Origin of the sequence: Aeromonas sp. MR16, assembly GCF_022549315.1 — a bacterium.
Classification (GTDB): Bacteria; Pseudomonadota; Gammaproteobacteria; order Enterobacterales; family Aeromonadaceae; genus Aeromonas; species Aeromonas aquatica.
Genome location: NZ_JAKZFK010000040.1, coordinates 20,913 through 33,612, shown reverse-complemented (window position 1 = coordinate 33,612; position 12,700 = coordinate 20,913). Strand labels below are relative to the sequence as shown.

Below are 12,700 nucleotides of genomic sequence, written 5' to 3'. Positions count from 1 at the left end.
AGCTATTTGAGGAATTATCTGGGCTGGCGAAGGATGTTGGAGCGTTATGGGCAGGCAGTGGATATCCCGCGTTGCTTGCATGAGGCGCTGGGGCGCCCCATGCAACACGTAATTGGGACATAGCCTTATTTTTGGCCTTTGACACCATTGGCCATAAACGGCCCGCATTGTTGTAAGAGATCTTCCATTTGCAAATCCGGCCTGGGCTGAAACAGCCTGCAGCTTTCATTATGGAAGTCATAAGTTTCAATGTGTTAAATAAGAATTGGCTATTTATCTTCGTTTGAAAACATTCTGAGTGGATTGAGCCATTCTGCCAAGTTGCTACAGTGGAGCCATGGAATGACCCTGCGAGCGGATCTGCGCTCGGCAAGGGTGGACAGGGAGTCGGCTCGGCACATGCAAGTGGTGAGCACGGGATTGAATGATCAGGATGGTAACCGCTCGGGATGAGCGGGGCTGCGGGAGGCAACCACCCCGGATGGATGGCAGGATGTCATCGAGACGGGTCAGGCAAGCACATGCACATTCAGGAACGACTAATAAGGGTCAGGATGACCCCACAAAACATGATGCGCAGAAGTACGTCCAGGGAAAAGGCGTTTGCAACCAGGGAATGGGACTCGCATAAACATATAAAGGCAGCTTCGGCTGCCTTTTTTCAGTTGGGTCATTAACCCGCCTAGCCATTCTGTGTCAAAATACCAGCAACATGCCCAGAGGATGCCGATCCTGCGGTGTTCAGCGACCAAATCTGGTCGAATTGGTGCGGGATCCCACTCTTGTTCCAGATTTACTGTTCCCCGTCTCAGCATCTCCCCGGACGAAATAATCCCGGGTTCGGGCTTCAATCCAGTTATTTGTCGGAGTCACTCATGTCGGCCAAACAACCCACCCGCAAGCCTACTGGCAAGCGCAAAGAATCAGATGTCAGTGCCCAGGAAGGTCGTGAGCGCAAACGCGCTGCCAAGCGCAAGGGCTTGAAGGCGGGCTCCCGTCAGCAGGCTGAACAGTCTCATAACAGCGGCAACAAACAGCCCAAGGATCCGCGCATCGGTTCCCGCAAGCCGATCGTGCTGGTGCTGGACGAGAAGAAAACCAAATCGGTGACAGCCAAACCACTGAAAGAAAAGAAGCTGGTGATGACACCGGAGCAGGAACTCGCCTCCATCGAGAACGATGATCGCCTGAACGATCTGCTGGATCGCCTGGATAACGGTGAGGTGCTGGACGCGGGCGAGCAGGCCTGGGTTGATCAACGCGTCGATCGCTATCAGGAGCTGATGGATGAGCTCGGCATCATCGACACCGATGAAGACGAAGATGAAGACGCTGTGTTCGATGAAGCCGACTTCGACGAACCGAGCCAGCCAGCCTCCGAAGAGGAGTTGTGGGAGCGCTTCAACCAGGCCGGTTATCAGCCTGAACCCAAGCCAGAGCCGAAGAAGAAGTGATGAGTGGATGGATGCTGGCTGCCCTCTTGGGTGGCCTGATCTTGCTGGGGCTGGCGGTATACGCCGGTACCCTGCTGGCGCGTCTCAAGCGCCAGCGCGATGCGCAGCAACAGGCCATCGCAGCCCGCAATGAACGTATCCTCGACAGTATCAGGGTGATCGCCCATGCGGTGCGGGACGGTCAGTGTGACTATTCCGAAGGGGCCATCCGGCTGACCCATCTGCTGGATGCCTTGCAGATCCAGGGCGGTCGTCCCTTCGCCAGCGAATTCCCCGGTCTGTACGCACTCTATGAGAAGGTGAAAGAGATGCCGACTCACGAGGCGAGGCGGGCCCTCAAGCGCAATGAAGTGATGAAGATGGATCTCGAACGCAGCGGCTACGAAGTAGAGCTGGAGGCGCAGATCCTAAAGGATGTTGCCCAACTGAAGGATCTTCAGTTAAGCCATTGATCACAATAAGAAAGAGGAAGCAAGCGTGCAAGTAGAGCAGATTGTGTGGGACCAGGCCCTGATCGAGAAATACAACTACAGCGGCCCACGTTATACCTCCTATCCCACTGCGCTGGAATTCAGCGAGCAGTTTGGCTATCCGGACTTCGTTCATGCCGCGGGCCAGTACCCGACCCGCAATCTGTCGCTTTACGTACATATCCCCTTCTGTCACAAGCTCTGTTATTACTGCGGCTGCAACAAGGTGATCACCCGTCACCAGCACAAGGCAGATCAATACCTCGATTTCCTCGAGCAGGAGATCAAGGCCCAGGCTCCGCTGTTCAAGCACCGGCTGGTGACCCAGCTGCACTGGGGCGGCGGCACGCCCACCTATCTGGATGAAGCTCAGACCCGACGGCTGATGGCCATGCTGCGGGAACACTTCCAGTTTGCCGCCGAGGGGGAGATCAGCATCGAAGTGGACCCGCGGGAGATCGAGCTGTCCATGCTGGATGTGTTGCGGGAAGTGGGCTTCAACCGCATCAGCCTCGGCGTGCAGGACTTCAACAAGGCGGTCCAGGTCGCGGTCAACCGCGAGCAGGACAACGACTTCATCCGCGCCATGCTGGAGCGGGCCCGTGAGCTCGGTTTCCGCTCCACCAATCTCGATCTGATTTATGGCCTGCCGCACCAGAACCGCGACAGCTTCCATCACACCCTGGAAGAGGTGCTCAAAACGGATCCTGCCCGCCTCTCCATCTTCAACTATGCCCATCTGCCGAGCCGCTTCGCCGCCCAGCACAAGCTGAAAGAAGCCGACATGCCTGCGCCCCGTGAGAAGCTGGCCATGTTGCAGGACACCATCGCCTTCCTCACCGGCCAGGGCTACCAGTTCATCGGTATGGATCACTTCGCCAAGCCCGATGACGAGCTGGCGGTGGCCCAGCGCGAGGGCAAGCTTCATCGCAACTTCCAGGGTTACACCACCCAGGGGGATTGCGATCTGCTGGGGCTGGGGGTCTCCTCCATCAGCATGATCGGCGACGCCTACTCTCAGAACCAGAAGGATCTCAAGGCCTATTACGCCCAGGTGGATGAGTTGGGCCATGCCCAGTGGAAGGGATGTTCCCTCAATCGGGACGACCTGATCCGCCGCGAGGTGATCAAACGCCTCATCTGCGATTTTTCCCTGAACTTTGCCGCCGTCGAGCAGGCCCATGGCCTGGTCTTCAAGGAATATTTCGCCGAGGATCTCAAGTTGCTGCAGACCTTCGTCGATGACGGCCTGGTGCGCATGAGCGACGACGGGTTGGAGGTGGTCTCCACCGGTCAGCTGCTCATTCGCAACATCTGCATGTGCTTCGACGTCTACCTGCGCAACAAGGCGCGCCAGCAGCAGTTCTCCCGGGTGATCTGATCGGCTACCGATACTGAGCAATAAAAAACCGCCTCTCGGCGGTTTTTTATTGGAGGCGGGATGGCGGTTAGTCCCGGCGGCTGGCGGCGCGGGCGCTCAGTTCAGCCTTCTCGGCCTCGCTCAGGAAGGCCAGCGTCAGACCATTGCGCTGTGCGGTACGGATTTCCTCCGCAGTCATGCCAGCGGCAGATGCTGCGACCTCGTATTCATATGGCAAATCTATGCCTTCAACAGCAGGATCATCGGTGTTGAGACAGGCCAGCACGCCGGCGGCCAGGAACTGGCGGATCGGGTGATCGGCGAGGCTCGCCACAGTAGTGGTCTGCAGGTTGGAGGTGAGGCAGGATTCGATGCCGATGCGATGTTCCGCCAGATAGGCCATCAGGGCCGGATCCTGGACGGCCTTGACGCCGTGGCCGATACGCTCTGCCCCGAGATCGCGGATGGCCTGCCACATGCTTTCGGGGCCCGCCGCCTCACCGGCGTGGACGCTGACCCGCATGCCTGCATCGCGCACCCGACGGAAGTGACTGGTGAACAGCTCGCCGGGGAAGCCCAGCTCGTCACCGGCCAGATCGATGGCGACCAGGCGATCCCGGAGGGCCAGACAAGCATCCAGTTCGACCCGGCACTGCTCGGTGCCGAAGGTGCGGCTCATGATGCCGATGAGGTTGGTCTTGATGCCAAAGTCACGGCTGCCGGCGGCCACACCGTCGATGATGGCCTCGACCACCCCTTGCGGGTGCAGCTTGTGGGCCATTGCCATGTAGGCCGGGCTGAAGCGCAGCTCGGCGTAGTCGATGCCGGCCCGCAGCAGATCTTCCACATTCTCGTAGGCGACCCGGCGGCAGGCATCGTAATCGGCCAGCACGGCCACGCCCCAGTCCAGTTTCTTCAGGAAGGCGACCAGACTCGGCTCGTTCTCGACGATCTGCACGTGGGGGCGCAGCGCCTCCAGCTCATCGGCGGGCAACTGGATATTGTGCAGGCGACCCAGCTCGAGAATGGTCTGCGGACGGATGTTGCCGTCCAGATGGCGGTGCAGGTCGGTCAGGGGGAGGGATCTGTCAATCATGGTGGCGCCTTCTGCGAGTCGGGTTGGAAAGCCTGCCATTCTAGGCGGGGATCTTGAAAAAGATACCCCGTTTGCGAGCAAACGGGGTCTGATTGGTAGGGGATTCGTCAAGGCGTGATGGGAATCGTTTTTCCCAAAGGCTCAAGGAATGTCGAGCTCCTTGAGCTTGCGGGTCAGAGTATTGCGGCCCCAACCGAGCAGGCGGGCCGCCTCCTGCTTGTGGCCGCGGGTATGTTCCAGCGCGGTTTCCAGCATGATCCGCTCGAACTGGGGCAGGGCATCGGCCAGGATGTCGGTTTCCCCCAGCGCCAGCTTGGCGGCCACCCAATCCTGCAACTGCTGTTGCCAGCCACCGGTCAGGGCTGGCTGGCCAGGCTCCGCCGTGCTGGTGATGGGGGTCAGCAGTTCCGGGGGCAGATCGCTCACCAGCACCTCCTGCCCCGAGGCCATCACCGTCAGCCAGCGGCAGACGTTCTCCAGCTGGCGCACGTTGCCCGGCCATGGCAGGCGGCTGACATAGGCCTGGGTATCAGGGTGCAGGCTCTTGGCCTCCACGTTCAGCTCCTTGGCGGCCCGCAGCAGGAAGTGCTGGGCCAGCTGGGGGATATCCTCACGGCGCTCCTTGAGGGCCGGGATGTGGATGCGAATGACGTTGAGGCGGTGGAACAAGTCTTCCCGAAACTCGCCGTCCGAGACCCGTTTTTCCAGATTCTGGTGGGTGGCGGCGATGATCCGCACATCCACCTGCACCGGTTGATGGCCACCGACCCGGTAGAACTGGCCATCCGCCAGCACCCGCAGCAGCCGGGTCTGCACATCCAGCGGCATGTCGCCTATCTCGTCGAGAAACAGGGTGCCGCCGTCGGCCTGCTCGAAGCGGCCGTGACGGATGTTGTTGGCGCCGGTGAAGGCGCCCTTCTCATGACCAAACAGCTCGGATTCGATGAGATCTTTCGGGATAGCCGCCATGTTGAGGGCGATGAAGTTCTTGTGGGCACGCGGGCTGTGCTTGTGCAGGGCATGGGCGACCAGTTCCTTGCCGGTACCGCTCTGACCGTTGATCAGCACCGAGATGCTGGAGCGCGACAGCCGGCCGATGGCGCGAAACACCTCCTGCATGGCGGGGGCCTCGCCGATGATCTCGGGGCTGTTACCGGGCTCCTGCTGGCGTGCCTTGCGCTTGGTGCGCTGCTCTTTGAGATGATTCTCGGCCCGGCGCACCAGGGTGACCGCCTCGTCGATGTCGAACGGCTTGGGCAGGTATTCGAAGGCGCCGCGCTGGTAGGCGTTGACCGCACTGTCGAGATCCGAGTGGGCTGTCATGATGATGATCGGCAGGTCGGCCTGACGGCGGTGGATCTGCTCCAGCAGGCTAAGGCCGTCGATGCCCGGCATGCGAATGTCGGACAGGATCACGTCCGGAGATCGCATCTCCAACGAGCTCAGCAGGGCCTCGCCATCGGCAAAGCTCTCGCACTCGAAGCCCTCGCTGCCCAGGGTTCGCTCCAGCACCCACCGGATGGAGCTGTCGTCATCGACGATCCACACTTTTGCTGTCATGAGGTTCCCTTATTTGCGAAGCGGTAGATAGATGGTGAATTCGGTGTGGCCGGGCCAGCTGATGCAGTCGATGCGCCCCTTGTGCTGATCGATCAGGTTCTGGGCGATGGAGAGACCGAGGCCCGTGCCCCCCTCCTTGCCGGTGATCATGGGGTAGAAGAGGGTGTCGCGAATGGCATCGGGGATGCCGGGGCCGTTGTCGATGATCTTGATCTCCGCCGCCAGGCGGTAACGTTGACCGTGGATGGTGATCTGGAAGGCGGTACGGGTCTTGATGCGGATGAGCCCGGCCTGCTCACCCAGTGCCTCGGCGGCATTGCGCACCATGTTGAGGAAGGCCTGCTGCAGCTGGTCTGCCTCCATCTCGAATTCGGGGATGCTGGGGTCGTAGTCCCGCTCGATGCGGATCTGGGGCGGCAGCTCCAGATCCACCAGGCGGCGCACCTGCTCGAGCACCGAGTGCACATTGTGCATCTGATGGCGGCCGGGGCGCTGGGGGCCGAGCAGGCGATCGACCAGCACCCGCAGGCGATCCGCCTGTTCGATGATGATGCCGGTGTATTCGCGCAGGGCAGGGTCCGGCAACTCCTTTTGCAGCAATTGCGCCGCGCCGCGCAGGCCACCGAGGGGATTCTTGATCTCGTGAGCCAGGCCGCGCACCAGCTCTCTGGCAGCCTGTTGTTGGGCGTGTTGCTGCAGCTCCTGGCTGATCTTCTTCTGCTGATCGATCTTGCGCAGCTCCACCACCATCAGCCGTTGCTCGTGGTCGCCAAGGGTGTCGGCCATGGGGCTCACACTGATCTCGACCAGCCTGGGTTCCCCTTCCACCACCAGGGTGACTTCGCTGTCGGTGAAGCCTTGCCCCGAAATGAGGCACTGCTTGAACCGCTGCAAGTCGAGAGAAATATGCTCAAGCAGATGGGGCAGCTCGATCCCGATCAGCCGCCGTTCACTGAGGGAGAGCAGCTGTTCGGCCGCGGGGTTGACGAATTGGATGCAGAGCCGTTCATCCATCAGGATGACGGCGGTCAGCAGATTGTCCAAGAGTGTCTTGGCGTGGTCCGAGTGGGTTGGCACAGATTTCTCCCTAAAACGGTGCTGCACACCAGTTGTGCACCGATATGGTGCATTGAGTTTACCCGCATCGGTGCATCACATCACCCCTAATTGGCCTTGGGGGTGGCTTTGGGAGCCTGATCCACGGTCGTTCTGTGCAGGTAGAAGGTGGCTAGCTTGGATTTAGCAAGGATCGTACCGTCTTTGGCGAGCAGCTCGAGCTGTGCCTCATGGGCTCCGCGATCGAGATTTTCTACCCGGATGGCCAGGCTGTTGTGGACCAAGGGGGCCGCCTTGCCGTCCAGGATCAGGCGCACATCGAATTGCACCGGGGCCTGAGGATGGATCTGGCCCTGGAAGACGATGTTGCCCGTGTTGTCACGCAGGGTGCTGCCCGGTTCCGGGGAGAGCAGTTCGATCGTCACCTGGGTGGCTTCTTGTGCCTTCCTGGCATCGACTCCGGTCAGGCTGTTGAAATTGTCGACCTGGACAGAGTGCGGTGTGGTACCGATGAGGGGGGAAACCCGCAGGTCTATCTCCTTGGCATTCTTGCCGGGGGGAGGGGCATCGGTGTAGTGGGTCACGCCATTGGCATCGGTCCAGGAATAGACCCTGGCAGCCTGGGCTGTGCAGGACATCATCAGCAATAAGCCCAGCATCCATGGTACTGTTTTCATCCATCTCTCCTTGACGGGGTTTCACTTAATCCTATCAGAGAAAAAACCGTCAGACCGATAGTCGGGTCTGTGGTGACGATATAGATCCTTTAGTTAGATGACGCGTCCGCTCGGTAGGCGAGATCATGATATTTCAGCCCCTTAGATAAAAAACCCGCCAGATGGCGGGTTTTTCATTTGAGACAAACATTCCGGCTTAGACGGAGTAGTACAGCTCGAACTCCAGCGGGTGCGGGGTCATGCGGACACGATCCACATCATGCTGCTTCAGCTCCAGGTAGGAGTTGATGAAGTCATCGCTGAACACGCCGCCACGGGTCAGGAACTCGCGATCTGCGTCCAGTGCGGACAGGGCTTCGTCCAGAGAGCCGGCAACTGTCGGCACCTCTGCGGCTTCTTCCGGCGGCAGGTCATACAAGTTCTTGTCCATGGCATCGCCCGGATGGATCTTGTTGATGATGCCGTCCAGGCCGGCCATCAGCTGGGCGGCGAAGGCCAGGTAAGGGTTGGCTGCCGGATCCGGGAAGCGCACCTCGATACGGCGGGCTTTCGGGCTCGGTACCACCGGGATACGGATGGAGGCGGAGCGGTTACGGGCAGAGTAAGCCAGCATGACCGGTGCTTCGTAACCCGGTACCAGACGCTTGTAGGAGTTGGTGGTCGGGTTGGCGAAGGCGTTGATGGCCTTGGCGTGCTTGATGATGCCGCCGATGTAGTGCAGTGCCATCTCGGACAGACCGCCATACAGGTCGCCGGCGAACAGGTTGACGCCGTTCTTGGCCAGGGACTGGTGGCAGTGCATGCCGGAGCCGTTGTCACCGAACATGGGTTTCGGCATGAAGGTAACGGTCTTGTTGTAGGCGTGGGCCACGTTGTGGATCACGTACTTCAGCACCTGAACTTCATCCGCTTTCAGGGTGAGGGTGTTGAAACGGGTCGCGATCTCGTTCTGACCGGCGGTCGCCACTTCGTGGTGGTGAGCCTCAACGACCTGGCCCATCTCTTCCAGCACCAGACACATGGCAGCACGGATGTCCTGGGAGGAGTCGACCGGTGCAACCGGGAAGTAACCACCCTTGACGAAGGGACGGTGACCCTTGTTGCCGTGCTCGTATTCGGTACCCGAGTTCCAGGCCGCTTCTTCGGATTCGATCTTCACGAAGCTGTGGCCCATGGTGTTGGAGAAGGTGATGTTGTCGAACATGAAGAATTCCGGCTCCGGCCCGAACAGCACGGTGTCAGCGATGCCGCTGGACTTCAGGAAATCTTCGGCGCGCTTGGCGATGGAGCGCGGGTCACGGTCGTAGCCCTGCATGGTGGCAGGCTCGAGCACATCACAGACGATGTTCAGGGTGGTCTCTTCGGTGAAGGGATCCAGCTTGGCGGAGGCCGCATCCGGCATCAGCACCATGTCAGACTCGTTGATGCCCTTCCAGCCGCCGATGGAGGAACCATCGAACATCTTGCCGTCTTCGAAGAACTCTTCGTTGACCTGATGGGAAGGAATGGATACGTGCTGCTCTTTACCCTTGGTGTCGGTAAAACGCAGATCAACAAACTTGACTTCGTGTTCCTGGATCAAGGCCAAAACGTTCTGGGCTGACATGCTAAGTAACCTCCGGTGTTAAAACTCTTTGGGTGAATGCGTCGTCACATTCACATAAGCCAGTATCGTGCCAAGTTTGTGACAGCTTGATTTCAGGGCATTTGCACCCTTTCAGGCTGTCGGGTCACCCGCTCTCGTGCATGGCTGCGCCTCAAAGTGGTGCAACCCTGGATCGTTTTGGTGCACCAGGTTGGTGCACCCACGTCCCGATGCCATCTAAGCAGGCTTTCGGCACGGGGTCCATGATCCAGATCCCCTGTTGTATGCGAATGTGCTGCAATTATGCTAGGCAGATCACAAAGGCGAGAGTACAATTAGCGCCCAATTTTACCCGGTGATTTGAGGCGAGAATGTTAGAGAATTTACGCAATATTGCGATTATTGCGCACGTTGACCACGGCAAAACGACTCTGGTTGATAAGCTGCTGCAGCAATCCGGTACTCTGGATCGCACCAGCGAAGGTCAGGAACGGATCATGGACTCCAATGATCTGGAACGGGAACGTGGCATCACCATTCTCGCCAAAAACACTGCGATCCGTTGGAACGACTACCGCATCAACATCGTTGATACCCCGGGTCACGCCGACTTCGGTGGTGAAGTAGAGCGCGTCATGTCCATGGTTGACTCCGTGCTGCTGCTGGTCGACGCCGTTGACGGCCCGATGCCGCAAACCCGTTTCGTGACCCAGAAGGCATTCGCCCAGGGTCTGAAGCCGATCGTGGTCATCAACAAGATCGACCGTCCGGGTGCTCGTCCTGATTGGGTAATGGACCAGGTATTCGACCTGTTTGACAACCTGGGTGCCACCGATGACCAGCTGGACTTCAAAGTTGTCTACGCCTCTGCCCTGAACGGCTTTGCTACCATGGATCCGAATGTTCCGTCTGAGAACATGGAGCCCCTGTTCCAGGCCATCGTTGACAACGTAGAAGCCCCTGCAGCGGATGCTGACGGTGGTTTCCAGATGCAGATCTCCCAGCTGGACTACAACTCCTACGTCGGTGTTATCGGTATCGGCCGCATCACCCGTGGCCGCGTCAAGACCAACCAGCAAGTCACCATCGTCGGTGCCAACGGCAAGACCCGTACCGGCAAAGTTGGCCAGGTGCTGGGTTACCTGGGTCTGTCCCGTACCGAAGTGGCCGACGCGCAAGCGGGCGACATCATCGCCATCACCGGTCTGGGCGAGCTGAAAATCTCCGACACCATCTGTGACAACAGTGCCGTCGAAGCGCTGCCGCCGCTGTCCGTTGACGAGCCGACCGTGAACATGACCTTCCAGGTCAACACCTCCCCGTTCGCCGGTAAAGAAGGCAAGTTCGTGACCTCCCGCAACATCATGGAGCGTCTGAACCAGGAGCTGGTCCACAACGTGGCCCTGCGCGTGGAAGAGACCGAAGATCCGGACAAGTTCCGCGTCTCCGGCCGTGGTGAACTGCACCTGTCCATCCTGATCGAAAACATGCGTCGCGAAGGCTACGAGCTGGCGGTATCCCGTCCGGAAGTAATCCTGCGCACCGTGGACGGCGTTCTGCACGAACCGTTCGAAACCGTGACCGTGGACGTGGAAGAAGCGCACCAGGGTTCAGTGATGGAGCAACTCGGCCTGCGTAAGGGCGAGATGACCAACATGATCCTGGATGGCAAGGGTCGCGTCCGTCTGGACTTCATGATCCCGAGCCGTGGTCTGATCGGCTTCCAGACCGAATTCCTGACCATGACCTCCGGTACCGGTCTGCTGTACCACACCTTCGACCATTACGGTCCGCACAAGGGTGGCAGCATCGGTGAGCGTCAGAACGGCGTGCTGATCTCCAACGCTACCGGTAAGGCCCTGACCTTCGCCCTGTTCGGTCTGCAAGATCGCGGTCGTCTGTTTATCGGTCACGCCGCAGAGGTGTACGAAGGCCAGGTGATCGGGATTCACTCCCGCTCCAACGACCTGACTGTTAACTGCCTGAAGGGCAAACAGCTGACCAACATGCGTGCCTCCGGTACCGACGAAGCCCAGGTGCTGACTCCGCCGATCCGCATGACCCTGGAGCAAGCGCTCGAGTTCATCGACAACGATGAGCTGGTTGAGGTCACCCCGAAGGCGATCCGTATCCGTAAGAAACTGCTGACCGAGATGGATCGCAAGCGCGCCGGTCGTGCTTGATATCTGTTCATCGACAGACAGAGAGAGGCCTTCGGGCCTCTTTTTTTATGGTTGTTTGCGCACCGATGATGGCTTACCAATGGGCTTTGGCCATGTCGCGCCTGCCCATGGGTGGTCAAATGGCCACCCTGTCTGACACAATATCCCCATGATGAATTCTTCGAGAACCACGATGCAGCATAAAATCAGCGGCCGCCTGGCTCATGTAATCTCCTTCTTGCGCCACGACGGTGGCCACTTCGCCCACTTTGTCTGGGGCCGTTTTCAACAGGACAGGCTGACCGTCACCGCCGGTTATCTGGCCTATGTCACCCTGCTCTCCCTGGTCCCCATGGTCGCCGTGGTGTTCGGTATGATGTCGGCCTTCCCCGTGTTCCAGAGCCTGAAGCAACAGGTGGAGCAGTTCGTCTATCACAACTTCGTGCCCACCGCCGGTGAGATGCTCAAGGAGTACATTGACGGCTTCGTGGCCAATGCCACCAACACCACGGCGGTCGGCATCGGTGCCCTGATAGTGGTTGCCCTGATGCTGATCTCGGCCATCGACAAGAACCTCAACTACATCTGGCGCTCGACCCAGAACCGGCCGCTGGCCCAGGCCTTCGCCATGTACTGGATGATCCTGACTCTGGGCCCCGTGCTCATCGGTGCCAGCCTCGCCATTTCCTCCTATATCCTGTCCCTCAAGCTGTTTGCCGCCGACAGCCTGTTTGGTGTCGGCTATCTGCTGCTGCGCAGCCTGCCGTTCCTGTTCTCGGTGCTCACCTTCCTGCTGATCTATACCGTGGTGCCGAACTGCAAGGTGCGGCTGAGCCACGCCTTCATCGGCGCCCTGGTGGCGGCGACCCTGTTTGAGCTGGCCAAGCGTGGCTTCTCCCTCTACATCACCAACTTCCCCTCCTATCAGGCCATCTATGGCGCCCTGGCGACGATTCCGATCCTGTTCGTCTGGGTTTACCTGAGCTGGTTGGTGGTGTTGTTGGGGGCCGAGACCACCGCCTGCCTCGGAGAATACGAGAAACCGGGTGCCGAGGAGCTGGGTTGAGGCCGTTGCCTGCTGCGGTGAGCGCCCGATGGGTACTGTGCCGAGGAGCTGGGCTGAGGCCGTTGCCTGCTGTGGTGATCGCCCGATGGGTACTGTGCCGAGGAGCTGGGTTGAGGCCGTTGCCTGCTGCGGTGATCGCCCGATGGGTACTGTGCCGAGAAATTGGCCTGAGCCCGCCGCTTATTGCTAACATTGACGACCGCCTTCGGGCGGT

10 protein-coding genes and 1 pseudogene are annotated in these 12,700 nt (G+C 59.5%); 6 read left to right on the top strand and 5 right to left on the bottom strand.

Annotated features, from left to right (window positions below):
• The 4 genes and pseudogenes from MM194_RS19965 to hemN all read left to right on the top strand — a co-directional run.
• Positions 1-123 (top strand): annotated as a pseudogene (locus MM194_RS19965) (IS1595 family transposase); the annotation flags it as partial.
• A gap of 752 nt (positions 124-875) precedes the next feature.
• The gene (yihI, locus tag MM194_RS19960; RefSeq protein ID WP_241344677.1) at positions 876-1,454 is read left to right on the top strand and encodes a Der GTPase-activating protein YihI; all 579 of its coding nucleotides are present in this window, start codon (positions 876-878) and stop codon (positions 1,452-1,454) included.
• Positions 1,455-1,465: 11 nt separating this feature from the next.
• Positions 1,466-1,906, top strand: coding sequence for a DUF2489 domain-containing protein (locus tag MM194_RS19955; RefSeq protein ID WP_241344679.1), 441 nt, complete (start codon positions 1,466-1,468; stop codon positions 1,904-1,906).
• Between the two features lie 25 nt (positions 1,907-1,931).
• Complete coding sequence (gene hemN / locus MM194_RS19950; RefSeq protein ID WP_241344674.1) at positions 1,932-3,305, top strand: oxygen-independent coproporphyrinogen III oxidase; 1,374 nt, start codon at positions 1,932-1,934, stop codon at positions 3,303-3,305.
• A gap of 67 nt (positions 3,306-3,372) precedes the next feature.
• Here hemN and add read toward each other — a convergent pair whose 3' ends face one another.
• The 5 genes from add to glnA form a co-directional block, all read right to left on the bottom strand.
• Positions 3,373-4,380 (bottom strand): adenosine deaminase, encoded by a 1,008-nt coding sequence (add, locus tag MM194_RS19945; RefSeq protein ID WP_241344673.1) that lies wholly within the window; start codon positions 4,378-4,380, stop codon positions 3,373-3,375.
• A gap of 141 nt (positions 4,381-4,521) precedes the next feature.
• Entirely contained in the window at positions 4,522-5,940 is a 1,419-nt protein-coding gene (gene glnG, locus MM194_RS19940; RefSeq protein ID WP_241344671.1) for a nitrogen regulation protein NR(I), read from the bottom strand.
• 9 nt (positions 5,941-5,949) lie between these two features.
• Complete coding sequence (glnL, locus tag MM194_RS19935) at positions 5,950-7,017, bottom strand: nitrogen regulation protein NR(II) (protein WP_033131406.1); 1,068 nt, start codon at positions 7,015-7,017, stop codon at positions 5,950-5,952.
• A gap of 86 nt (positions 7,018-7,103) precedes the next feature.
• Entirely contained in the window at positions 7,104-7,673 is a 570-nt protein-coding gene (locus MM194_RS19930) for a DUF4124 domain-containing protein (RefSeq protein WP_241344670.1), read from the bottom strand.
• Positions 7,674-7,869: 196 nt separating this feature from the next.
• Positions 7,870-9,279 carry a glutamate--ammonia ligase gene (glnA, locus tag MM194_RS19925; RefSeq protein WP_033131408.1) on the bottom strand — a complete coding sequence of 470 codons (1,410 nt, stop codon included), beginning with the start codon at positions 9,277-9,279 and terminating at the stop codon, positions 7,870-7,872.
• 350 nt (positions 9,280-9,629) lie between these two features.
• On the opposite strand from glnA, the gene typA reads away from it, so the two are divergent.
• A complete protein-coding gene (typA, locus tag MM194_RS19920) occupies positions 9,630-11,441 on the top strand; it encodes a translational GTPase TypA (protein WP_033131409.1) in 1,812 nt (603 codons plus the stop codon).
• Positions 11,442-11,613: 172 nt separating this feature from the next.
• Positions 11,614-12,486 carry a virulence factor BrkB family protein gene (locus tag MM194_RS19915; RefSeq protein ID WP_033131410.1) on the top strand — a complete coding sequence of 291 codons (873 nt, stop codon included), beginning with the start codon at positions 11,614-11,616 and terminating at the stop codon, positions 12,484-12,486.
• The last annotated feature ends 214 nt before the right edge of the window (positions 12,487-12,700 follow it).